The sequence below is a fragment of the Amycolatopsis sp. NPDC026612 genome, assembly GCF_040638285.1.
In the GTDB taxonomy this organism is placed as follows: Bacteria; Actinomycetota; Actinomycetes; order Mycobacteriales; family Pseudonocardiaceae; genus Amycolatopsis.
This window is the reverse complement of the sequence record NZ_JBEZYB010000037.1, coordinates 11,810-33,647: the sequence shown is the minus strand read 5'-3', so window position 1 is coordinate 33,647 and position 21,838 is coordinate 11,810. Positions and strand designations below refer to the sequence as shown.

Below are 21,838 nucleotides of genomic sequence, written 5' to 3'. Positions count from 1 at the left end.
CATTGAGCCATGACGAACAGCGTGTACACCCCGGAAACCAAGAAGCTCCGCCGCAGCCGGAGCGACAAGATGCTCACCGGTGTCTGCGGTGGCTGGGCCGCCTACCTCGGTATCGATGCCAACGTCCTGCGCATCGGCATGGTCGCCGCCGTGTTCCTTTCGGTCGGGATCGCCATTCCGATCTACGTCGCCGCCGCCATCCTGACGCCCGAAGACGGCTCCTGAACCGGGGCGGGCGCCGGTTCGCAGGGGGAACCGGTGCCCGCCGGAGATGCCGGGGGTGCACGAAAACGAACGGCCCGGACGCCAGGGGACGTCCGGGCCGTTCGGCCGTGACCGTTGGGCCGAGCGGCCCAAAACCGCATCGCGGACCCCGTTCGAGGGGTTAGGGTTCGCGCTTGTGGATCACGGAAACACCGCCGCGAAGGTCGTCGTCGGGCTCTTGGGCGGGCTGTACCTGATCGCCGGGCTGGGGCTGACCGCTTTCGCCGCCTACACCGTGCTGGCCGCCGGCGGCACCGGCAGCGTCAGTGCCACCAAGGTCGTGCTGTACGCCGCGGCGGCGCTGGCGATCTGGGTCCTGCTCACCGGGATCGGCGCGATCGTCGTCGGGCTCGAAGCGGAAGAAGCGAGCACCGCCTGGCTCGGGGGCCTCGGTGTACTCGCGCTCGGCGTCGTGATCGCCGGCGCATTCGCCGTCTGGTTCTTCACCAAGCCGTAGCAGTCACGGGAAAAGCCCGGCCCGCCGAAGCGGACCGGGCTTTTCCGGTCAAGCGACCGGACTCAGAAGTCCATGCCACCCATGCCACCGGACGGGTCGGACGGAGCGGCCGAAGCCTTCTCCGGCTTGTCCGCCACGACGGCCTCGGTGGTCAGGAACAGCGCCGCGATGGAAGCGGCGTTCTGCAGCGCGGAGCGGGTGACCTTCGTCGGGTCCGGCACGCCGGCGGCGAGCAGGTCCTCGTAGATACCCGTGGCGGCGTTCAGGCCGTGACCCAGCGGCAGGCCCTTGACCTTCTCCACCACAACGCCGCCTTCGAGGCCGGCGTTGATCGCGATCTGCTTGAGCGGGGCCTCGACGGCCACCTTGACGATGTTGGCCCCAGTGGCCTCGTCGCCCTCGAGCTTCAGACCGGCGAAGGCCGCCTCGGCAGCCTGGATGAGAGCGACGCCACCACCGGCGACGATGCCCTCTTCAACGGCGGCCTTGGCGTTGCGCACTGCATCTTCGATGCGGTGCTTGCGCTCCTTCAGCTCGACCTCGGTCGCGGCGCCAGCCTTGATGACGGCCACGCCGCCGGCCAGCTTCGCGAGCCGCTCCTGCAGCTTCTCGCGGTCGTAGTCCGAGTCCGAGTTCTCGATCTCGGCGCGGATCTGGTTGACGCGACCCTGGATCTGGTCGGCGTCGCCCGCACCCTCGACGATGGTCGTCTCGTCCTTGGTGATGACGGCCTTGCGCGCCTTGCCCAGCAGGGACAGGTCGGCGTTCTCGAGCTTGAGGCCGACGTCCTCGCTGATGACCTGGCCACCGGTGAGGATCGCGATGTCCTGCAGGATCGCCTTGCGGCGGTCACCGAAGCCCGGCGCCTTGACGGCGACGGACTTGAAGGTGCCGCGCATCTTGTTGACGATCAGGGTGGCCAGGGCCTCGCCCTCGACGTCCTCGGCGATGATCAGCAGCGGCTTGCCGGACTGGATGACCTTCTCCAGCAGCGGCAGGACGTCCTTGACCGTGGAGATCTTCGAGCCGAAGAGCAGGACGTACGGGTCCTCCAGCTCGGCTTCCTGACGCTCCGGGTCGGTGACGAAGTAACCCGAGATGTAGCCCTTGTCGAAGCGCATGCCCTCGGTGAGCTCGAGCTCGAGACCGAAGGTGTTGCTCTCCTCGACGGTGACGACGCCTTCCTTGCCGACCTTGTCCAGCGCCTCGGCGATCAGCTCGCCGATGGTGCGGTCGCCGGCCGAAATCGAGGCGGTAGCAGCGATCTGCTCCTTGGTCTCGATCTGGACCGCGGCCTTGTGCAGCTGCTCGGTGATGGCCTCGACGGCCGCCTCGATGCCGCGCTTCAGGCTGATCGGGTCGGCTCCGGCCGCGACGTTGCGCAGGCCTTCCTTGACCAGGGCCTGGGCGAGCACGGTGGCGGTGGTGGTGCCGTCACCCGCGACGTCGTCGGTCTTCTTGGCAACTTCCTTGACGAGCTCGGCCCCGATCTTCTCCCACGGGTCTTCGAGCTCGATCTCCTTGGCGATGGAGACACCGTCGTTGGTGATCGTCGGCGCGCCCCACTTCTTCTCGAGCACGACGTTCCGGCCCCGCGGGCCGAGGGTCACCTTGACGGCATCGGCGAGGATGTTCAAGCCACGCTCGAGACCTCGGCGGGCGTCCTCGTCGAACGCGATCAGTTTGGCCATTGCGGTGTGGTCCTCCGGTATTGGGCGCCACCGCCGCGCCGACTACTTGCAGCGGCGGCAGCAGGACTCTTCCTTGGCCAGGCTCGGTGCCCGCGACGGACGACGGCCCCGGTTGAGGGGCAGCCTCACCGTCCCGACCTTCAAGCACGCGGTCGGTGACCGCGCACCTGGCACTCAACGGTGTCGAGTGCCAGGTCCGTGTTTAGCACTCTCTGGGGGAGAGTGCAAGAAGGCCTGCTCAGCGCCGTACGGATTCAGGAGCTCGACCGGATGCTGATCGACGTCGGGGGTGCGTTCAGCGACGACGAAGGCGCGGTGCTCGGCGAGCCGCCGTCCGGGCCGACGGGGATGTTCGGGGCCGTCGTCTGGCCGCCGCCGCCACCGCTGCCGCCGTCACTGAAGAGGAAGATCGCGCCGACGACCAGGCCGGCGACCACCACGAGGCCGAGAACGAGGAAGATCCACTTCTTGCCACCGCTGCTCTTGGGCTGGTGGAACGCGCCCGCGCCGCCCGCGGGCAGCGGCGGGCGCAGCCGCATCGGGTCACCGGGCGGGCCGTAGCCGGGCGGCGGGCCCTGCGGGGGCATGCCGTGCTGCGGGTAGCCGTACCCCGGGGGCGGCCCCTGCGGCGGCATTCCGTGCGGTCCCTGCGGAGCGCCCTGCTGGGGGTAGCCGTAGCCGGGGGGCGGGCCTTGCGGCGGCGGGCCCTGCGGTCCGGGGCCCGGCCGGCCGTAGCCGGGCTGCTGTTGTCCTCCGTACGGGTGCACGGGGGCCCCCTCTCCCTGCGGTGCGCTGTTCTGGTGCGGCCCTTGTTGTACCTGACCAGGACGGTGCGGCGCGGGGATTCCGCCCGAATGGGACCCGGGCGGCCCCGGCGGGGTGTCCGACGTCGCCAGGGGGCCGAGCGCGCGGCGCGCGGCCTCGACCATTTCGACGCAGCTGGCGTAGCGGTCCGCGGGCTTCTTCGCCATCCCGCGACGGACGACCTCGTCGATCGCCGGGGGCAGCGCGACGGCACGGGAGATCGCGGGCGGCTCGCCGTTGAGGTGCCCCTTGATCACCGTCGGCACGTCGCCCTTGAACGGCGGGCTGCCGGTGAGGCAGGCGTAGAGGACGCACGTCAGCGCGTACTGGTCGGTGCGCCCGTCCAGCGGCTCGCCGCGCAGGTGCTCGGGTGCCGCGTACGTGGGCGAGCCGAGGAAGTCGCCGCCGCGCGTCCGGTGCCCGGTCGCGCCGCGCCGCGTCAGCCCGAAGTCGGCGACGTACACGTGTTCGCGCGAAGTCTCCTTCTTCGTCACGAGCACGTTCGCCGGCTTGACGTCGAGGTGGACCAGACCACGGTTGTGCAGGGTGTCGAGGGCGTCCGCGACCTGGTCGAGCATCGTCAGTGCGCGCGCGGGCGCGATCGGGCCCGCCGAGATCAGGGCGGCGAGATCGCCACCGTCGACCATCCGCATGGCGATGTAGAGCATGCCGTCGAGCTCGCCGAAGTCGTACAGCGGGACGACGTTGGCGTGGTCGATCGCGGACGTGTTGCGCGCCTCGTCGACGAACCGTTCGCGGAACTCGGCGTCGGCCCCGAGGTGGTCACCGATGATCTTCAGGGCAACCTTGCGACCGAGCCGCACGTCCGTGGCCTTGTAGGTCACGCTCATGCCGCCCTTGCCGAGCACTCCGTCGATGCGGTAGTTGCCCAGCCGGCGACCGGTGAGGTCCCCCGACACATCGCCTGTCACGCCCGAAGCGTAACGCCCCTGGTTCGGCGCCTGCCGGGGGTTCGCCGATCAGTCGACCGGACCCCGGAAGCGGCTAGGAAACCTTCCGCACATCGGCCGCCTGACTGCGACCGTCGCGTCCGGACTGCACTTCGAACTCGACGCGGTCACCTTCGTCCAAAGTGCGGAATCCTTCGGACTGAATGGCCGAATAGTGGACGAACACGTCCGGACCCTCGGTGGATTCGATGAACCCGTAGCCTTTTTCCGAGTTGAACCATTTGACGGTGCCGACAGCCACGGCGCCCTCCCTCAGCACAAAGGATCCGCTGGCCCGAGCGGATGCCAGCGGCGGAAGTGCCAATCACGCTACCGGAATTATTCCCCTCGGCAATGGGCAATTCGTCTGAAGATCACGAACCCGAAAGGCGTCTGTTCCGCGCGTGCACGAGCACCGTCCCGGGACCCGCGAAGTCGACCGCGAGCCCTTCGCCGGTGCGCAGCGACTGCGGACCGCCCGGATCGAGAGCGCGCAACCGGCACTGGACGGTGTCCGGGTAGGCCAGCAGGTAGTCCGGCCGGACCGTGACCAGTTCGCCCTTGCCGAGCTCGAACGCGTCCACCGGGCCGGGCGCGGCCAGCACGAGCGGCCCGGTTCCGCTGTAGTGCTCGAGGAATCCCGAATCGGCGCCGAAGAGCTGCTGCAGCGGCACCCAGCCGGTGTCGTGCCGGACCGAAGACGGCCGCACCAGCACCGCGTCGCGGTGCACCGACCAGCCCGTGCCGCCGCCCAGTTCGAGGGGGTAGACGTCGCCGGGGCGCAACGGCGCGAAGTCGATCCAGCCGCCGTCGGACGGCGCGGTGTAGACGGCCGTCGTGCTCTTGCCCGCGCGGACGCCCCCGCGGCCCGCCGGCGTCTCGGTGACCCCGAAGCGGCTGGCGAGCAGGGTTTCCGGCGCGGCCCGCACGGCCTCGCCCGGGTCGAGCAGGACGCGGGCGACCCCGAAGACGGGGGTGTGCCGGGTCTGGACGCGCATCAGCGTGACGGGACGTGCGAGACGATCCAGCTGACCAGCGCGGACGGGTTGCGCGTCTGCGTCATGATCTGGCCGGGGCCGACGAAGTCGAACACGAGGCCTTCGCCGCTCTTCATCGACTGGATGATGCCCTGCGCGACCTTCCGGATCTGGTATTGCACGGTGTCGGCGTACGCGACGACGTGCCCGGTGTCGATGGTGACCATCTCACCCTGCTGCAGCGTGATGGTCTCGACCGCGCCGTAGCAGCTGACGAGCAGCTGGCCCTGCCCGGTGGCGTGCGTCAGGAAACCGCCCTCGCCGCCCATCAGGTTCTTCATCCCGCCCCACCGGGTCTCGGTCTGCACGCCGTGCGACGACGCGAGCCAGCAGCCGCGGGTGACGGCCCAGCCGCCGCGGCCGTCGAGGGGGATCACCTGGATGTCGCCGGGCAGGTTGGCGGCGACGTCGACCCAGCCGCCGTTCGGCGGCGCGGTGAACGTGGAGATGAAGAAGGACTCACCGGAGAGGAACGCGCGGCCGAGGCCCTTCATGATCCCGCCCTGCGCCTGCGACTGCACCTGCACGCCGTAGCTGGTGGCCATCATCGCGCCGGACTCGACCTGGCACGGCTCGCCGGGCGCCAGCATCAGCCGGGCCACGGCGAACGAAGGCTGTTGACGGATCCCGACCTGCATGCGTGCTCCCCTGTGGCGTGCGCTCGACGGGGCAGAGTCTTGCACGAGCCCCCGAGACGGGGAGGATGGTCCGGTGATCTCCGTCGACGACTACCGCGAGCGGGTTGCCGCGCTCCTGGGCACCTCCCCCGTGACCGCACTGCCCCTCGCCGCCGCGACCGGGCTCGTCCTGGCCGAGGACGTGCGGGCCGGCGTTGCCCTGCCGCCCTTCGACAACTCCGCGATGGACGGCTACGCGGTCCGCGCCCGTGACGCGGCCACCACGCCGGTGACCCTGCCGGTCGCCGACGACATCCCGGCGGGCCGGGTCGACGTCCGGCCGCTCGAACCGGGCACCGCGCACCGGATCATGACCGGCGCACCGCTGCCGCCCGGCGCGGACGCGGTCGTGATGGTGGAGGACACCGACGGCGACACGGAAACGGTGACGATCTCGGCGCCCGCGCGCGAAGGCGCGCACATCCGGCACACCGGCGAAGACGTCCTCGAGGGCACGGTCGCGCTGCACGCCGGCACCGTCCTCGGCCACTCCCAGCTGGGTCTCGCGGCCGCGGTCGGGCTCGCCGAGGTGCGGGTGCACCGGCCGTTGCGGGTGGTGGTGGCCTCGACCGGCACCGAACTGATCGACGCGCCGGCGCCGCTGCGCCACGGCCAGATCTACGAGTCCAACAGCGTGATGCTGGCGGCGGCGATCCGCGGTCTCGGCTGCGAGGTCGACGTCGTCCGCAGCGTCGTCGACGACGTCGAAGAGTTCCGGAAGGTCATCGAGCCGAAGCTGGCCGACGCCGACCTGCTGGTCACCTCCGGCGGGGTAAGCGCGGGCGCGTACGAAGTGGTGAAGGACGCACTGACCGGTCAGGGCGTCGAGTTCGCGAAGATCGCGATGCAGCCGGGCGGGCCGCAGGGCTGCGGGCGCTGGCACGGCGTCCCGGTGGTGACGCTGCCCGGCAACCCGGTCAGCGTGCTGGTGTCGTTCGAGGCGTTCCTGCGCCCGGCGATCCTGACGGCGCTGGGCCACACCGACGTCTCGCGCCGCCGCGTGCGGGCCCGGCTGACCGAGGCGATGACCTCGCCCGGCGGACGCCGCCAGTACCGCCGGGGCGTGTTCACGCCGTCCGACCGGGAGGTCACCGGGATCGTCGGGCCGCGCGGCGGGCCGGGCTCGCACCTGCTGGCCGCGTTCACCCAGGCCAACTGCCTGATCGTGCTGCCGGAGGACGTCACGTCGGCTGCGGAAGGCGACGAGGTGGACGTCCTGCTGCTCTGACCGGGAAGTCCCGCAGCTTCGCCAGCGGGGCCAGCAGCACCAGCGCGGCGAGCAGCACGCCGGCCATCACCCAGAGCGTCTCGCGGACGCCGATCGCCTCGCCCAGCGCGCCGCCGAGGACACCGGCCAGCGGGATCGTGCCGTAGTTGACGATCGCCGCGCTGGAGTTGATCCGGCCGAACAGCTCGGGTGGGCAGTACTGCTGCCGGAACGTCGTGGTCAGGATGTTCGAGGCGATGAGCCCGGTGCAGACGCCGAACAGCGCGAGCACGTAGAGCACCAGGCCCCAGCCCGGCCGGCTCAACGGCCCGAGCAGCCCCATCGGCGCGACGAACGCCTCGCACACCAGGAACGCGCGGGCGGTGCCGAGGCGGCTGCCGAGCCGCCCGACCAGGGCCGCGCCGAGCACGCCGCCGGTGGCGGCCACCGCCAGGACCAGGCCGACCAGGCCGGGCGGGGCGCCGAGCGTGCGGGAGAGGAAGACGATCTGGATGGAGCCGTACCCGGTCAGCGCGATGTTCGAGACGGCGCCGAACACCGTCAGCGTCCGCAGGTAGCGGTCGTTCACCACGAACCGCAGCCCTTCGGCGATCTGGCTGCGCAACGGCGTGCGCTCGGCCGGGACCACGGTCTCGCGCGTCCGGATCGCCCGCACGAACACGACGGAGACGCCAAAGCTGATCGCATCGGCCAGGATGCCGCTGACCGGCCCGAACGCCTGGGCCAGCAGCCCGGCCAGACCCGGTCCGGCGACCTCCGTCGCAGACTCGCTGCCCTGCAGCTTGGCGTTGGCTTCGAGGAGTTCGCCCGCGCCCACCAGTGCCGGTACGTACGCGCGGTAGGCGAGGGTGAAGAACACCTTCGCGATGCCGCCGAGCAGCGCGGCCGCCAGCAGGAACGGCATGGACAGCGCGCCGAAGGCGGCCGCGAGCGGGACGCTGCCGAACACCAGCATCGACACCGTGTTGCAGATCAGCATGATCGGGCGCTTCGCCAGCCGGTCCACCCAGGCGCCGGCGGGTAGTCCGATCACCAGCCACGGCAGCCAGGCCGCCGCCGTCAGCAACGCGACCTGGAAGGTGCTCGCCTGCAACGTGACCACCGCGACCAGCGGCAACGCCGTGCTCGCGACCATGCTGCCGAGCATGCTCGTCGTCTCGCCGGTCCAGAGCAGCCGGAAGTCCCTGTTCCCCCAGAGCCCCTTCACGGCTGACCCAGCGACGCTCGTGCGGCGAAGAAGACCGGTCGGCGCTCGACCCCGTCATCCGGCAGGGGCCGATCGCGGTACCCGGCGAGCATGGTGACGATCCGGTCGTTCAGCTCCTCCAGTTCGGCGACGGAAAGCCGGGTCCAGCCGTCGATGCTGAACAGCGCCCCGCGCCACTCCCGGGGGTAGGTCTCGCGCTGAGCCAGCCACTGGCGGGCCACGGCGTGCTGGTGGTCGAGGGTCAGCACTTCGGCCGCCTCGGCGATCGGGTCGTCGGGGAAGTCCTGCGCACCCCACTTGATCGCGCTGGAGGTACGCCGCCACCACCGTTCACGGCGGTCGCGCGCGAGTTCGGGTGCCTCTTCGATGAGCTCGCTGGCCGCCAGGACCTTGAGGTGATGGCTGATGTTCCCCACCGCCTGGCCCGTCTTCTCCGCCAGCAGCGACGCCGTCGCCGGGCCGTCGAGGTGCAGCAGGTCCAGCAGCCGATGGCGCAGTGGGTGCGCGATGGCGGCCAGCGCCTTCGAGTCCCGGATCTCCCGGACGTTCTCTTCTCTCGCCATGAAGCACAAGAGTAGTTGCACAATAACTCTTGTGCAATGGTTGTTGTGCATTGACTCCCGTAAGCTCCCGCCATGGGCTTCGTGGCATGGGTGATCTTCGGCGCGATCGTCGGCTGGGCCGGGAACCTGGTCGTCGGCGGGCAGGACCGGCGTCGGCAGGGTTGCCTGGTCAGCGTCCTGGTCGGAGTGGTCGGCGCGGCGCTCGGCGGGCTGCTCTACCGCGTCGCGACCGGCCAGGCGAAGACGTTCGACTTCGACTTCCCCAGCTTCGGCGTGGCCATCCTCGGCGCCGTCGTGCTGCTGGCGATCCTGCGGCTCGTGCGCGATGTCGCCCGGCGTCCGGGTGATCGTTGATAACTTTGCGATCGGCGACCGGCGAGCACCGGGTCCTCAGCAGCTAAACTCCTCGTTCACGCACATCCGGGTGGCCGGGTGCGTGCGCCGTCGGGGGGCGGATGCACCCGGCCCCCATCTTTCGCCTTCTTCGCCTCGATGACGACGTCCACCGCGCGCACCGGATCGACGAGCGACGGCACGGGCACTTCGTCGATCTCCCGGCGCCACGCGGCCAGGAGCTCGCCGAGCCGGGCTTCGGCAAGATCGCGGCGGTGGCTCATCGGTCCTCACAGGGTCAGTCGGGGCACCGCCCCGAACGGCGAAAACTACTTAGAGTCATCGGCGAAATCGACCTTGCGTTACGACTTGAGGATCATTCCCACCCGCTGCGGTGACCCCCTCCCGGAGGAGCCTGCAGGGGCGCGCGGACACGCTCACCTGGGGCAGCGGTAGCGTGGGGGCGCCCGTACGCGGCCGCCGGACCCCCGGCGCGCCCACCATTCTTCCGACACGAAAACAGGGGACCCGACCATGAGCGGCACCCGGCCGGAGCCCGCCGGCAACCCAGTCGCGCACGCCCTCCAGCTCGCTCGCGAAACGCTGCCGCCGATGCACCCCGCCGGCCGCCCGTTCGTGGCGGGCGGCGTCGCGGCGACGCTGCTCGCGCGCCGGTTCTCCAAGCGCCTCGGGCTCGTCGGGGCGCTGGCGACCGTGGCGACCGCCGCGTTCTTCCGCGAGCCCAAGCGCGTCCCGCCGCCGCGTGACGGCGTCGCGCTCGCTTCGGCCGACGGCCTCGTGTCGCTGATCGAGGAAGCCGTGCCGCCCGCCGAGCTCGGCCTGCCCGCCGAGCCGCGGATGCGCGTCTCGGTGTTCCTCTCGGTGTTCGACGTGCACGTCCAGCGCGTGCCGGCGAACGGCGTGATCGAGCGGGTCGCCTACCGGCCGGGCAAGTTCCTGTCCGCCGACCTGGACAAGGCGAGCGACGACAACGAACGCAACTCCGTGCTGATGCGCACCGAAGACGGCCACGAGCTCGTCGTCGTGCAGATCGCCGGCCTGGTCGCGCGCCGCATCCTCTGCGAGATCCGCGAGGGCGACAAGGTCGGTGCCGGCGCGACCTACGGCATCATCCGTTTCGGCTCGCGGGTCGACCTCTACCTCCCGCCGGGTGCACGCGTGCTGGTCGCCAAGGGCCAGCGCACGGTCGGCGGCGAGACGGTGATCGCCGAACTCCCCTCCGCTGTGTCGCTTTCGGAAGGCTGATCGATGGTCCGCGTGACCACCCCGGGTGTCCGGCTGCTGCCGAACGCCATCACCGTGCTCGCGCTGTGCGCGGGCCTGTCGGCCGTGCAGTTCGCGCTGACGAAGAACTACGCGATGGCGATCGCCTCGATCGGCATCGCGGCGGTGCTCGACAGCCTGGACGGCCGGATCGCCCGTCTCCTCGACGCGACGTCGAAGATGGGCGCGGAGCTGGACTCGCTCTCCGACGGCATCTCGTTCGGCGTCGCGCCGGCGCTGGTCATCTACGTGTGGCAGACCGGCGCCGACCGGATCGGCTGGGTGGCGTCGCTGATCTTCGCCGTCTGCATGATCCTGCGGCTGGCCCGGTTCAACACGTTGCTGGACGACACCGAACAGCCGGTGTACGCGAGCGAGTTCTTCGTCGGCGTCCCGGCGCCCGCCGGCGGCCTGCTGGCGATGCTTCCGCTGGTCGCTTGGCTCCAGTGGGGCGCGGGCTGGTGGTCGTCGCAGTACGTCGTGTGGGCGTGGACGGTCGCCATCGCCGCGCTGCTGATCAGCCGCATCCCGACGCTGTCGTTGAAGACGGTCAAGGCGCCGGCCAAGGCGATCGCGCCGCTGCTGATCGGCGTCGCCCTGCTGGCCGCGGCGATCATCCAGTTCCCGCTGGTCGCGCTGGTCGTGGCGATGGTGCTGTACCTGGCGCACATCCCGTACTCGGTCAAGCGGCACCGCTGGCTGGCGGCGCACCCCGAAGCCTGGACGGTCCCGCCGCGCGAGCGCCGCGCGATCCGCCGGGCCCGCTCCCCGCGCCGGCTGGGGTTGCGTCCCCCGCTGCGCCGCCGGGTGGCCGGCGCGGCCATGCGCGCGGTCCGGCTCCCCCGCACCGGCGAGACGGTCCGCACCCCCCGCGGCAGCCAAAACGGCCAAGGCCCGCGCCGCCGCTCGTGGCGCCAGATCGGCCTCCGCCGCAAGTAAGCCCCCACCAATCACGCGAGTTACGTCTCCAATCACGCGAGTTACGTCTCCAATCACGCGAGTTACGTCTCCAATCACGCGAGTCGTCCGCCTGGGTACGCGAGTCGTCCATCCAGGTACGCGAGTTCGCCGTTCCGGTACGGCGCTCGCGCGCGATCGGACGGGCATCTCGCGTGGTCTGAGGCGGATCTTGCGTGATTGAGCACGGATCTCGCGTGATTGGCGGCGTAACTCGCGTGATCCGGCGGGCATCTCGCGTGATCCCGCGGATCGGCGGGCATCACCCTCCTCCAGGACCGCCGGCTCGCTAGGGTGAACGGCGTGAGCCACCCGCAGATCACGCTGACCGTCCGGCACACGCCGTCCGCGCTGGACACGCGCCGCGGCGTCGTCCGGCTGCATCCGGAAGTCCTCGACGCGCTGGGCCTGCGGGCCTGGGACGCCGTCCACCTCACCGGGGCCCGGGTCAGCGCCGCGCTCGCCGCGCCCGCCGACGAGACCGGCGTGCCCGGGGTGGTGCTCACCGACGACGTGACGATGTCGAACCTGGGCGTGACCGAGGGCTCGGAAATCGTCGTCGCGCCGGCCGACGTCGCGGCGGCGAAGACGGTGACGGTCGCGGGGTCGCGGCTGGCCAGTGTCTCGCTGAGCCCGCACATGCTGCGGCTCGCGCTGATCGGCAAGGTGCTCACCGTCGGCGACGCCGTTTCGCTGCTGCCGCAGGACCTCGCGCCGTCGCCGGGGTCGGACCCCGCCGGCCTGCGCGGCCAGCTGTCGCGGGCGATCGGCGCGACCTGGACGAACGAGCTGCTCACCGTCACCGCGACCGAGCCGCCGGGTGCCGTGGCGGTCGGTCCGTCCACAGTGGTCACCTGGCGCGACGGGGCCCGGCCGGGCACGCCGGAGCCCGCCCGGCCCCGGACGGCGACCGCGCTGGTCCGCACCTCCGCCGTCACCGCGGCCGAGGAGTGGATCGACGCCGAGATCGTCGAAGACGAGGCCGCCGTCGAAGAGGTCGCCGAACCGGCCGTTCCGCTCGCCGACCTGATCGGCGCCGAGGCCGCCGCGCGCAAGCTCGCCGAGTGGTTCGACCTCGCCTTCCACCGGCCCGAGCTGCTGGCGCGGCTGGGCGCGCCCGCCCACCTGGGTGTCCTGCTGTCCGGCCCGGAGGGGGTCGGCAAGGCGACGCTGGTCCGGTCCGTCGCGCAGGAAGCCGGCATCCGCGTGCTGCCGGTGGCCGCGCCGAACCTCGCGGTGCTGGACCCGAACGTCGCGGTGGCGCGCCTCCGGGAGGCGATCCGCGCGCCGGCGGGGCCCGCGGTGCTGCTGCTCACCGACGTCGACGCGCTGCTGCCCGCGACCACCCCGCCGCCGGTGGCGACCGTCGTGCTGGAGGAGCTGCGGACGGCGTTGCGGCGCGAGCGCTTCGCCGTCGTCGCGACGACGGCCCGTGCGGAGTCGGCCGACCCGCGGCTGCGCGCCGCCGACCTGCTGGACCGCGAGCTCGGCCTGGCCCTGCCGGACGCGAAGACCCGGCGGGAGCTGCTGAACGTCCTGCTCCGCGACGTCCCGCTCGACACGGGCATCGACTGCGGCGTCCTCGCCGAGCGGACGCCCGGCTTCGTCGCGGCGGACCTGATCGCGTTGCGCCGGGACGCGGCACTGCGGGCGGCGCTGCGCCAGCGCGACACCGACGAGCCGCGCATCTCGCAGCAGGACCTCCTGGACGCGCTGGCGACCGTCCGGCCGGTCTCGATGTCCACTTCGGACAACCTGGCCACCGGCGGGCTGACCCTGGACGACGTCGGGAACATGGTCGACGTCAAGCAGTCGCTCACCGAAGCCGTGCTGTGGCCGCTGCGGTACCCGGACTCGTTCGCCCGGCTCGGCGTCGAACCGCCGCGCGGCGTGCTGCTGTACGGGCCGCCCGGTGGCGGCAAGACGTTCCTCGTGCGGGCGCTGGCCGGCACCGGCGCGCTGAACGTCTTCGCCGTCAAGGGCGCCGAGCTGATGGACAAGTGGGTCGGCGAGTCCGAACGCGCGGTGCGCGAGCTGTTCCGCCGGGCCGCGGAGGCCGCGCCCGCGCTGATCTTCCTGGACGAGATCGACGCGCTGGCGCCGCGCCGCGGCCAGTCGTCCGACTCGGGTGTCGCCGACCGCGTGGTCGCCGCGCTGCTCACCGAGCTCGACGGCGTCGAGCCGATGCGCGAGGTCGTCGTGCTGGGCGCGACGAACCGGCCGGAGCTGGTCGACCCGGCGCTGCTGCGGCCGGGACGGCTCGAGCGCCGCGTCTACGTGCCACCGCCGGACGCCGAGGCCCGCGCGGCGATCCTCGCGGCGAGCTCGAAGAACACCCCGCTGGCCGACGACGTCGACCTCGCCGCGGTGGCGTCCACTCTGGACGGTTACTCGGCGGCCGACTGCGCGGCGCTGATCCGCGAAGCGGCGTTGACGGCGATGCGCGAGTCACTGGAGGCCCGCGAAGTCACGGCGGCGCACCTCGAAGCAGCCCGCAAGGCGGTCCGGCCAAGCCTCGACCCGGCCCAGCTGGCGGCGCTGGAGGCCTACGCAAAGAACCAGGCCGGCGAGTGAGCCCGTAACTCACGTGACCAGACCCGTAACCCGCGTGACCAGACCCGTAACCCACGTGATCAGACCCGGATCTCGCGTGATTGAGGCCGGATCTCGCGAGTTCCGGGCTCAATCACGCGGGTTACGCGTTTGAGCACGCGGGTTACGGGTTTGAGCACGCGGGTTACGGGTTTAGCTGCCCTTGGGGTGGCTCTCGTAGTTGTTCGTCACGATGACGATCACGCCCGGGCTTGCGTCCTTGATGCCCTCGAACCGCGGCTCGGCCTTGAAGCCGAACTCCTGCGCGAGCTGCTTCGCGGCCGCTTCCTCGTCGGTGCCCGGGCGGTAGTACGCCGTGGTCGCCGGGATGATGCCCTGGGAGTAGTTGTCGGCCTCGGTGACGTTCCAGCCCGACCCGCGGAAGTCGTTGGCCGCACGGGCGGCGAGTCCCTTGATCGTCGAGTTGTTGAACACCCGGACGGTCACCCACTTGTTGGACGCCTGCTGGTCACCACTCGGTTGCCCGGGCTGCCCGGGAGCGGGCGACGTCGGTTGGCCGGTCCCCGGCGGGGCCGGCGACGACGGTGCGGTCGACGACGAGTTCGTCGAGGACGACGGCGGTGTCGAAGAAGCCGTGCCCGAAGGCGGCGTCGACGTCCCGCCGGACGTGCCCGGCTGCGTCGACGTGCCGCTCGGCCCGGCTTCGTTCGATCCGTCGCCCCCGCCGAGCGCGGAGATCCCGCCGATGACGGCGGCGATGATGGCCACGCCGATCAACGCGACACCCGCGGCCTTCATCGGCCGGGACATTCCCGAAAACACACTCATTGCAGCTCGATCCCCAGTCGCCGGGCGCCTCGCTTGCGCTGGCGGGCGGCGCGGGTCTTGCGCAGCCGCTTCACCAGCATCGGGTCGGCTTCGATCGCCTCCGGCTTCTCCAGCAGCTTGTTGAGCAGCTGGTAGTAGCGCGTCGCAGACAAGTCGAAGCGTTCGCGGATGGCGTTCTCCTTCGCCCCGGCGTGCCGCCACCATTGGCGCTCGAAGGCGAGGATCTCGACCTCGCGTTCGGTCAGGCCGGGCACGGGCTTCGGCGGCGACGGCTGCGGCTCAGCCATCGACTCCGCGGCGTCCATCCGAGTCCCTCTCAATCGGGCGTCATGGCGAATCAGACCTAGCTCTTCCGCGGGCGCCATTCAACCACGGAAGCCGCCGCCGACGTGGGCATCGACGTCGGCGCGTCACGGTCTGATGCAGGTCTACCAGAGGGGTCCGACTAAACTGGCTCGCCGTGACCATCCACCCCATCGTGATCGCCGGCGAACCCGTGCTGCACCAGCCGACTCGGGAGATCACCGAGTTCGACGAGAAGCTGCGCACGCTCGTGGACGACATGTTCGAGACGATGTACGCCGCCGAGGGTGTCGGCCTCGCGGCCAACCAGATCGGCCTCGATCTGCGGGTGTTCGTCTACGACTGCCCGGACGACGAAGGCGTGCGGCACAAGGGCGTCGTGGTCAACCCGAAGCTGGAGACGTCGGAGATCCCGGAGACCATGCCGGACCCGGACGACGACTGGGAGGGCTGCCTCTCGGCGCCCGGCGAGTCGTACCCGACGGGCCGGGCCGACTGGGCGAAGGTGACCGGCTCCGACGTCGATGGCAACCCGATCGAGGTCGAGGGCACCGGCTACTTCGCGCGCTGCCTGCAGCACGAGACCGATCACCTGGACGGGTACATCTACCTCGACCGCCTGGTCGGGCGGCACGCGCGCGCCGCGAAGAAGATGCTGAAGTCCAACAAGTGGGGCGTCCCGGGCAACTCCTGGCTGCCGCCGCGGACCCCCGAGGACGACGGCGCCGTCATCTGAGACCACGAAGGACCCCTCGAAACCGAGGGGCCCTTCGCCGGTTCACGAGCGGTCAGCAGCCGAGGAAGTGGCAGCGCACCACTCGCGGCGTCTCCAGCACCGAGCCCGCCTTGACGTCCCAGGCGAGCCGGACGTACTGGGCGTGCGTCCAGGCCAGCGGGGTCGCCGACGTCGTGGGCGTGCCGGCCGGGAAGCCGGTCTGCCCGGACGGCGGGTTCTCGTCCCACACCTGCTCCGGCATGGTCTCCGCCGAGCTGCTCACCCGGCCGAGGTCCCGCAGCCGCCGCGCGGCCGAGGCGCTGTCGCCGAGCGTCAGCTCGTACTCGCCGCGCTCACCGGCGAGCAGCGGCCACAGCCGGCCGAACGTCGTGCGGCTTTCGGCCGGGAACGTGTAGTCCCACGGCGAACCGTCGGCCTGCTCGCCGTAGCCGTCCTTGGTGTACCGGTGCCAGAACTGGCCGGTGGGCGTGGTGAACGCGATGTCCTTGTCGGTCACCCGGATGCTGTTGCGGATCACCGGGTCGTCGGCGCGGTAGATGCCGAGCCGGACCAGGTCGAGGAAGCCCGCGTCGGTGACCGCGCGCTGGTCCATCGTCACGCTCGAGTTGCCGAGGTTGTACGTCGTGCCGGCGTTCGCGTTCGCGTCCTTCGTGAGCCTGACGAAGTACGGGTCCTTAGACAGCGGCCCGTTCGTGGTGATCGTCTGCTTGGGCAGGTCGGCCTTCATCTTGTCGGCCGCGGCGAGGTAGCGGGCGGCGTCGGCGGCCGCGCCGTTGTGCGAAGCGATGTCCGCCGCGCAGACCAGCCCGGCGATCACCGAGGCGATGGTCGACGGGGACCAGCCGTCCTGCTCCTCCCAGCGCTCCTGCTGGGTGTACGGCGACGCCTGCCCGTTCGGCCCCCGGTAACCGAGGATGAAGTCGGCGGCCTTCCGGACGCCGGGCCACAGGTCGTTCCGGCCGAGCTGCTGGGCCAGCACGATCGGGAACGCGGTCTCGTCGAGCTGGATCGACGTCCAGTACGGCACGCCGTCGACGCGGCTGTTCTGCGGCAGGTGCCCGTCGGGCTGCTGCTGCGTGCCGAACATGTAGGTCACGGCCCGGTTCGCCGCGGACTTGTCGCCGCCGGCGGCCAGCCCGGTCGCGATCTGGTAGAGGTCGCGCGGCCAGACCAGGTGGTAGGTCCCGGACGGCGACCACTCCGGGTCGTTGTTCCCGAACCGCCACGGCATGCTCGGCGACGCGATGAAGGCGCCGGGGTGGTGCTTGTCCTCGCTCGCGGCGAGCGTCAGCATCGACGCCTGGTAGAGGTCGCGCTCGGCCGCCGTCTTCAGCGACGACGGCGGCTTGCTGATCCCGCGCAGGTACTGCTGCCAGCCGCGGTCGTAGGCGCGCGCAATGTCGCGGAAGCCGCGCCGCTGCGACGCCTGCGCGCTCTTGAGCGCGTCGGCGGCCTTCGCACCCATGCCCAGGGCGACGGTGACGTGCCGGTTCCACAGCCCGTCGGCGTTCGTCTGACCGGTCAGGACGACGTTGCCCTTCTCGGCGGTGTCGTAGGAGGCGAGCTTGAAGGTCCTGGCGAGCTGGGTGTTCCCGTCGGACGCGCCCGCATAGCCGACGCTGGTCTTCGCGAAGGCGGGCTTCGCGGTGAGAGCGGCGGCGTTCGACGCGTCCTGCGCGGTGACGGTGTTCCCCGCGCGGGCGGCGGAGTCGTCGGAGCCGTCGTTGGTCAGGTCCGGGTCGGCGACCGCGTAGAGCTGGTAGGGCCGCCCGGTGAGCGACTGGAAGTCGACGTCCACCAGCACGGTCGTGGCGGCCGGGTCGGTGACGTAGGTCTTGCGGAGACGCCAGCGGTGCTGGTCGTCGGTGATGGTCTGCTCGTAGGTCAGGCTGTCTTCGCCGGTCCGCCGGACCTGCTGCGTCTTCGCCGAGTAGTCGGTGGTGGCGAAGCTGCGGCCGTCCGTGACGACGAAGTTCATCGACCGGACGCTGGGCGTCGACAGGTCCGGGTAGTAGACCTCGGAGAGCTGGCCACCCTGCAGGGTGAACCAGACGTTGCTGTCGCGGTCACGGGCGGTGCCGAAGCCGGTCTTGTTCGCGGGCAGCCAGCTGGGATGGGCCCCGGGCGCGCCGGGTGCCTGCCCTTCGGGCCGGGCCACCGCGGTCGCCGGGACCAGCCCGGTGACCAGCAGCCCCGCCAGGGCGCCGAAGATGAATTTGCGCATATCAACCCCACAGAAAAGTCGCCTCTGCACCGTTACAGAAGCGCCTGGCAGTCTGCCGCCGATTTCTGCCGGATACATGCCCCAATCCGGTGAACCACTGACCGTCACGGATCCGCCGGCCGGTTCACCAGCAGCGAACGGACTTCCCGCCGAACCGGGCGCAGAATCGTAGTACCTGCAACGCTGTAATCGAGGTACGCATGGACGACGCGATGGACGCCTACTCGCGCGCGGTCAGCACGGTCGCCAAGACCGTCACCCCGCACGTCGCCGGGGTGCAGCTCGCGCGCGGCAGCGGCTCGGCGGTCGTCTTCTCCGACGACGGTCACCTGCTCACCAACGCCCACGTCGTCGACGACCACCGGCGGGGTGTCGCCACCTTCGCCGATGGCAGCGAAGTGCCCTTCGACGTCGTCGGCGCCGATCCGCTGTCCGATCTCGCCGTGCTGCGGGCCCGCGGCGAAACGCCGTCGGCCGCCGTGCTCGGGGACGCCGACCGGCTCGTCGTCGGGCAGCTCGTCGTGGCCGTCGGCAGCCCGCTCGGCTTCTCCGGCACCGTCACGGCCGGGGTCGTCAGCGCGCTCGGGCGGGCGCTGCCGGTGCGCCACGGCCGCGCCGGCCGGGTGATCGAAGACGTCATCCAGACCGACGCCGCGCTCAACCCCGGCAACTCCGGCGGCGCGCTCGCCGACTCCGCCGGCCGGGTCGTCGGGATCAACACGGCCGTCGCCGGGGTCGGCCTCGGGCTGGCGGTGCCGATCAACACGACGACGCGGCGGATCATCGACACCCTCGTCGTCGAGGGACGGGTTCGGCGCGCCTACCTCGGCGTCGTCGGTGTGCCCGCCCCGCTGCCCGACGACGTCGCCGAGCGCACCGGGCAGAACGCCGGGCTGCGGGTGCGGGAAGTGGTCGCGGGCGGGCCCGCCGACCGGGCGGGCCTCAAAGCGGGCGATCTCGTGCTGACGGTCGCGCGCACCCGCGTCTCGGACGCCCAGGGCATCCAGCGGCAGCTGTTCGCGGAAGTGATCGGCACCGCACTGCCGATCACGGTGCTGCGCAACGGAGCCATGGTCGACGTCTACGCCACACCGGCCGAACTGGTCGGGTGAGGTGAGGAGACTTGAGTATCCCGACCCGGCGTGGCATGGTCGGTGGCACAACACCAACGCGGGAGCTCGCGCCATGGCGGGCTGAGAGGGTGACTGGGGAACTTCCCGGGCGTCACCGACCGCATGAACCTGACCGGGTAATGCCGGCGTAGGGAGTGAAAGTCGTTGACGACGCTTGAGAACAATGCTGCCGTAAAGGTGACCACCGGGCCGATCACCGGCTCGCACAAGGCGTACCGGCAGACCGAATCCGGGCTCCGCGTCCCCGTGCGGCGGATCGACCTTTCCAACGGGGAACACTTCGACGTTTACGACACCTCCGGCCCGTACACCGATCCGGACGTCGAGATCGACGTCCACACCGGACTGCACCGGCTCCGCGCGGGCTGGGCCGACGGGCGGGAACACAACACCCAGCTCGGGTGGGCGAAGCAGGGTGTCATCACCCGCGAGATGGAGTACATCGCCGTCAGGGAACGGGTTTCGCCCGAATTCGTGCGCGACGAGGTGGCCCGTGGCCGCGCGGTGATCCCGGTCAACCGGAAGCACCCCGAGTCCGAGCCGATGATCATCGGCAAGAACTTCCTCGTGAAGATCAACGCCAACATGGGCAACTCGGCCGTGTGGTCGTCGGTCGAGGAAGAGGTCGACAAGATGGTGTGGGCCACCCGCTGGGGCGCCGACACGATCATGGACCTCTCCACCGGCAAGCGGATCCACGAGACGCGGGAGTGGATCGTCCGCAATTCGCCGGTCCCGGTCGGCACCGTGCCGATCTACCAGGCCCTCGAAAAGGTCGACGGTGAACCGGAAAAGCTGTCGTGGGAGGTGTACCGCGACACGATCATCGAGCAGTGCGAGCAGGGCGTCGACTACGTCACCGTGCACGCCGGCGTGCTGTTGCGCTACATCCCGCTGACCGCGCGGCGGGTCACCGGCATCGTCAGCCGCGGCGGGTCGATCATGGCCGCGTGGTGCCTCGCGCACCACAAGGAATCTTTCCTCTACACGCATTTCGAGGAACTTTGCGAGATCCTGCGGCAGTACGACGTCACGTTCTCCCTCGGTGACGGCCTGCGCCCGGGCTCGATCGCCGACGCCAACGACCGCGCCCAGTTCGCCGAGCTGGAGACCCTGGGCGAGCTGACGCACATTGCGCGCTCGCACGACGTCCAGGTGATGATCGAGGGCCCCGGGCACGTGCCGATGCACAAGATCAAGGAGAACGTGGAGCTCGAGGAACGGCTCTGCGGCGAGGCGCCGTTCTACACCCTCGGCCCGCTCGCGACGGACATCGCGCCGGCGTACGACCACATCACGTCGGCCATCGGTGCCGCGCAGATCGGCTGGTACGGCACGGCGATGCTGTGCTACGTCACGCCGAAGGAGCACCTCGGCCTGCCCAACCGCGACGACGTGAAGACCGGGGTGATCACGTACAAGATCGCCGCGCACGCCGCGGACCTGGCCAAGGGCCACCAGTACGCGCAGGAGTGGGACGACGAGCTGTCCAAAGCGCGCTTCGAGTTCCGCTGGAACGACCAGTTCAACCTCTCGCTCGACCCGGACACGGCGCGCTCGTTCCACGACGAAACCCTGCCCGCCGAGCCGGCCAAGACCGCACACTTCTGCTCGATGTGCGGCCCGAAGTTCTGCTCGATGCGGATCACGCAGGACGTCCGCAAGTACGCCGAGGAACACGGACTGTCCACTGTGGAGGCCATCGAGGCCGGCATGGCGGAGAAGTCGGCGGAGTTCGAGGAACACGGCAACAAGGTCTACCTCCCCGTGGTCGGCCAATGACTCCGAGGACCGCCCTCACCATCGCCGGCTCCGACTCCGGCGGTGGTGCGGGCATCCAGGCCGACCTGCGCACGTTCTTCGCGAACGGCGTGCACGGCCTGGTCGCGCTGACCGCGGTGACCGTGCAGAACTCGTTGGGCGTGCAGGGGTTCACCGAGATCCCGGCCGACGTGGTCACCGCCCAGATCAAGGCGGTGGCGTCGGACATGGGCGTCGACGCGGCGAAGACCGGCATGCTGGCGACGGCGGAGATCATCCGCGCGGTCGCGAAGACGCTCGACGAGCTCGGCCTGGACTTCCCGCTGGTGGTCGACCCGGTGGCGGCGTCGATGACGGGGCACCCGCTGCTGCGCGAGGACGCACTGGAGGCGATCCGCACCGAGCTGTTCCCGCGCGCGACGCTGATCACGCCGAACCTCGACGAAGTCCGGTTGCTGACGGGCGTTTCGGTGGTCGACCCGGCATCGCAGCGGGCCGCCGCCGAAGCCTTGCTGGAGTTCGGCTCGCGGTGGGTCCTGGTCAAGGGTGGCCACATGACGGGCACACCCGACTGCGTGGACCTGCTCTCGGACGGGCGCGAATACGTCGAACTGAGCGGCCCGCGGTACGAGACGGAAAACACCCACGGCGGCGGGGACACGCTGGCGTCGGCGATCACGGCGTCGCTCGCGAAGGGCGCTTCGGTGCCGGAGGCGGTGGCGGCGGGCAAGAAGTTCATCGAGCGCTGCGTCGCGGAGGCCTACCCGCTGGGCGCGGGCGTTGGCCCGGTTTCGCCGTTCTGGGTGCTGGACCGGTAAACCGGGCGCGGGACCGCCCCCGGGGCTGCC

General features: G+C 70.9%; 22 protein-coding genes and 1 riboswitch. Of the genes, 11 read left to right on the top strand and 11 right to left on the bottom strand.

Annotated features, from left to right (window positions below; all coding sequences use genetic code 11):
- Positions 1-9 precede the first annotated feature (9 nt).
- Both AB0F15_RS28265 and AB0F15_RS28260 read left to right on the top strand, forming a co-directional pair.
- Entirely contained in the window at positions 10-225 is a 216-nt protein-coding gene (locus AB0F15_RS28265; RefSeq protein WP_360276484.1) for a PspC domain-containing protein, read from the top strand.
- A 175-nt stretch (positions 226-400) separates the two neighbouring features.
- The gene (locus AB0F15_RS28260; protein ID WP_360276481.1) at positions 401-721 is read left to right on the top strand and encodes a hypothetical protein; all 321 of its coding nucleotides are present in this window, start codon (positions 401-403) and stop codon (positions 719-721) included.
- A gap of 62 nt (positions 722-783) precedes the next feature.
- Here the strand turns inward: AB0F15_RS28260 and groL are convergent, their stop codons facing one another.
- From groL to AB0F15_RS28235, 5 genes are all read right to left on the bottom strand, one after another.
- Entirely contained in the window at positions 784-2,412 is a 1,629-nt protein-coding gene (gene groL / locus AB0F15_RS28255) for a chaperonin GroEL (RefSeq protein ID WP_360276478.1), read from the bottom strand.
- 254 nt (positions 2,413-2,666) lie between these two features.
- Entirely contained in the window at positions 2,667-4,148 is a 1,482-nt protein-coding gene (locus AB0F15_RS28250) for a serine/threonine-protein kinase (RefSeq protein ID WP_360276476.1), read from the bottom strand.
- 73 nt (positions 4,149-4,221) lie between these two features.
- Positions 4,222-4,428, bottom strand: coding sequence for a cold-shock protein (locus AB0F15_RS28245; RefSeq protein WP_003085446.1), 207 nt, complete (start codon positions 4,426-4,428; stop codon positions 4,222-4,224).
- Between the two features lie 112 nt (positions 4,429-4,540).
- Positions 4,541-5,164 (bottom strand): AIM24 family protein, encoded by a 624-nt coding sequence (locus AB0F15_RS28240; protein WP_360276473.1) that lies wholly within the window; start codon positions 5,162-5,164, stop codon positions 4,541-4,543.
- On the bottom strand, positions 5,164-5,841 hold the full coding sequence (locus AB0F15_RS28235; protein ID WP_360276470.1) for a TIGR00266 family protein: 678 nt from the start codon (positions 5,839-5,841) through the stop codon (positions 5,164-5,166). Before AB0F15_RS28235 ends, AB0F15_RS28240 begins: the two co-directional genes overlap by 1 nt.
- Positions 5,842-5,914: 73 nt before the next feature.
- On the opposite strand from AB0F15_RS28235, the gene glp reads away from it, so the two are divergent.
- Positions 5,915-7,108: a gephyrin-like molybdotransferase Glp gene (gene glp, locus AB0F15_RS28230; RefSeq protein WP_360276467.1), complete on the top strand. Its 1,194-nt coding sequence runs from the start codon at positions 5,915-5,917 to the stop codon at positions 7,106-7,108.
- Here glp and AB0F15_RS28225 read toward each other — a convergent pair.
- The gene (locus AB0F15_RS28225; RefSeq protein WP_360276464.1) at positions 7,062-8,315 is read right to left on the bottom strand and encodes an MFS transporter; all 1,254 of its coding nucleotides are present in this window, start codon (positions 8,313-8,315) and stop codon (positions 7,062-7,064) included. The genes glp and AB0F15_RS28225 overlap by 47 nt on opposite strands.
- Positions 8,312-8,878 (bottom strand): helix-turn-helix domain-containing protein, encoded by a 567-nt coding sequence (locus tag AB0F15_RS28220; RefSeq protein WP_360276461.1) that lies wholly within the window; start codon positions 8,876-8,878, stop codon positions 8,312-8,314. The genes AB0F15_RS28225 and AB0F15_RS28220 overlap by 4 nt, the downstream gene beginning before the upstream one ends.
- A gap of 72 nt (positions 8,879-8,950) precedes the next feature.
- On the opposite strand from AB0F15_RS28220, the gene AB0F15_RS28215 reads away from it, so the two are divergent.
- On the top strand, positions 8,951-9,232 hold the full coding sequence (locus AB0F15_RS28215) for a GlsB/YeaQ/YmgE family stress response membrane protein (RefSeq protein ID WP_360276458.1): 282 nt from the start codon (positions 8,951-8,953) through the stop codon (positions 9,230-9,232).
- Between the two features lie 56 nt (positions 9,233-9,288).
- On the opposite strand, the gene AB0F15_RS28210 is transcribed toward AB0F15_RS28215, so the two are convergent.
- Positions 9,289-9,495, bottom strand: coding sequence for a hypothetical protein (locus tag AB0F15_RS28210; protein WP_360276455.1), 207 nt, complete (start codon positions 9,493-9,495; stop codon positions 9,289-9,291).
- Positions 9,496-9,745: 250 nt separating this feature from the next.
- Between AB0F15_RS28210 and AB0F15_RS28205 the strand changes: the two genes are divergently transcribed.
- The 3 genes from AB0F15_RS28205 to AB0F15_RS28195 all read left to right on the top strand — a co-directional run bounded on the left by AB0F15_RS28205 (position 9,746) and on the right by AB0F15_RS28195 (position 14,026).
- Positions 9,746-10,477: a phosphatidylserine decarboxylase gene (locus tag AB0F15_RS28205; protein WP_360276452.1), complete on the top strand. Its 732-nt coding sequence runs from the start codon at positions 9,746-9,748 to the stop codon at positions 10,475-10,477.
- Between the two features lie 3 nt (positions 10,478-10,480).
- Positions 10,481-11,434: a CDP-diacylglycerol--serine O-phosphatidyltransferase gene (gene pssA / locus AB0F15_RS28200; protein ID WP_360276449.1), complete on the top strand. Its 954-nt coding sequence runs from the start codon at positions 10,481-10,483 to the stop codon at positions 11,432-11,434.
- A gap of 321 nt (positions 11,435-11,755) precedes the next feature.
- Positions 11,756-14,026, top strand: coding sequence for an AAA family ATPase (locus AB0F15_RS28195; protein ID WP_360276446.1), 2,271 nt, complete (start codon positions 11,756-11,758; stop codon positions 14,024-14,026).
- Between the two features lie 171 nt (positions 14,027-14,197).
- On the opposite strand, the gene AB0F15_RS28190 is transcribed toward AB0F15_RS28195, so the two are convergent.
- Together AB0F15_RS28190 and AB0F15_RS28185 are read right to left on the bottom strand one after the other, a co-directional pair.
- The gene (locus AB0F15_RS28190) at positions 14,198-14,833 is read right to left on the bottom strand and encodes a LytR C-terminal domain-containing protein (RefSeq protein ID WP_360276443.1); all 636 of its coding nucleotides are present in this window, start codon (positions 14,831-14,833) and stop codon (positions 14,198-14,200) included.
- Positions 14,830-15,138 (bottom strand): DUF3263 domain-containing protein, encoded by a 309-nt coding sequence (locus AB0F15_RS28185; RefSeq protein ID WP_013230291.1) that lies wholly within the window; start codon positions 15,136-15,138, stop codon positions 14,830-14,832. The genes AB0F15_RS28190 and AB0F15_RS28185 overlap by 4 nt, the downstream gene beginning before the upstream one ends.
- Positions 15,139-15,293: 155 nt before the next feature.
- Between AB0F15_RS28185 and AB0F15_RS28180 the strand changes: the two genes are divergently transcribed.
- On the top strand, positions 15,294-15,872 hold the full coding sequence (locus AB0F15_RS28180) for a peptide deformylase (RefSeq protein ID WP_360276441.1): 579 nt from the start codon (positions 15,294-15,296) through the stop codon (positions 15,870-15,872).
- A 52-nt stretch (positions 15,873-15,924) separates the two neighbouring features.
- Here AB0F15_RS28180 and AB0F15_RS28175 read toward each other — a convergent pair whose 3' ends face one another.
- Positions 15,925-18,096: a glycoside hydrolase family 15 protein gene (locus AB0F15_RS28175; protein ID WP_360276438.1), complete on the bottom strand. Its 2,172-nt coding sequence runs from the start codon at positions 18,094-18,096 to the stop codon at positions 15,925-15,927.
- 200 nt (positions 18,097-18,296) lie between these two features.
- Between AB0F15_RS28175 and AB0F15_RS28170 the strand changes: the two genes are divergently transcribed.
- The 3 genes from AB0F15_RS28170 to thiD all read left to right on the top strand — a co-directional run bounded on the left by AB0F15_RS28170 (position 18,297) and on the right by thiD (position 21,808).
- Positions 18,297-19,208 (top strand): trypsin-like peptidase domain-containing protein, encoded by a 912-nt coding sequence (locus AB0F15_RS28170; RefSeq protein ID WP_360276436.1) that lies wholly within the window; start codon positions 18,297-18,299, stop codon positions 19,206-19,208.
- 48 nt (positions 19,209-19,256) lie between these two features.
- Positions 19,257-19,380: riboswitch (TPP riboswitch) on the top strand.
- Positions 19,374-21,011: a phosphomethylpyrimidine synthase ThiC gene (gene thiC / locus AB0F15_RS28165; RefSeq protein WP_360276433.1), complete on the top strand. Its 1,638-nt coding sequence runs from the start codon at positions 19,374-19,376 to the stop codon at positions 21,009-21,011. It overlaps the preceding riboswitch by 7 nt.
- Positions 21,008-21,808 carry a bifunctional hydroxymethylpyrimidine kinase/phosphomethylpyrimidine kinase gene (gene thiD, locus AB0F15_RS28160; RefSeq protein WP_360276430.1) on the top strand — a complete coding sequence of 267 codons (801 nt, stop codon included), beginning with the start codon at positions 21,008-21,010 and terminating at the stop codon, positions 21,806-21,808. Before thiC ends, thiD begins: the two co-directional genes overlap by 4 nt.
- Positions 21,809-21,838: the final 30 nt, after the last annotated feature.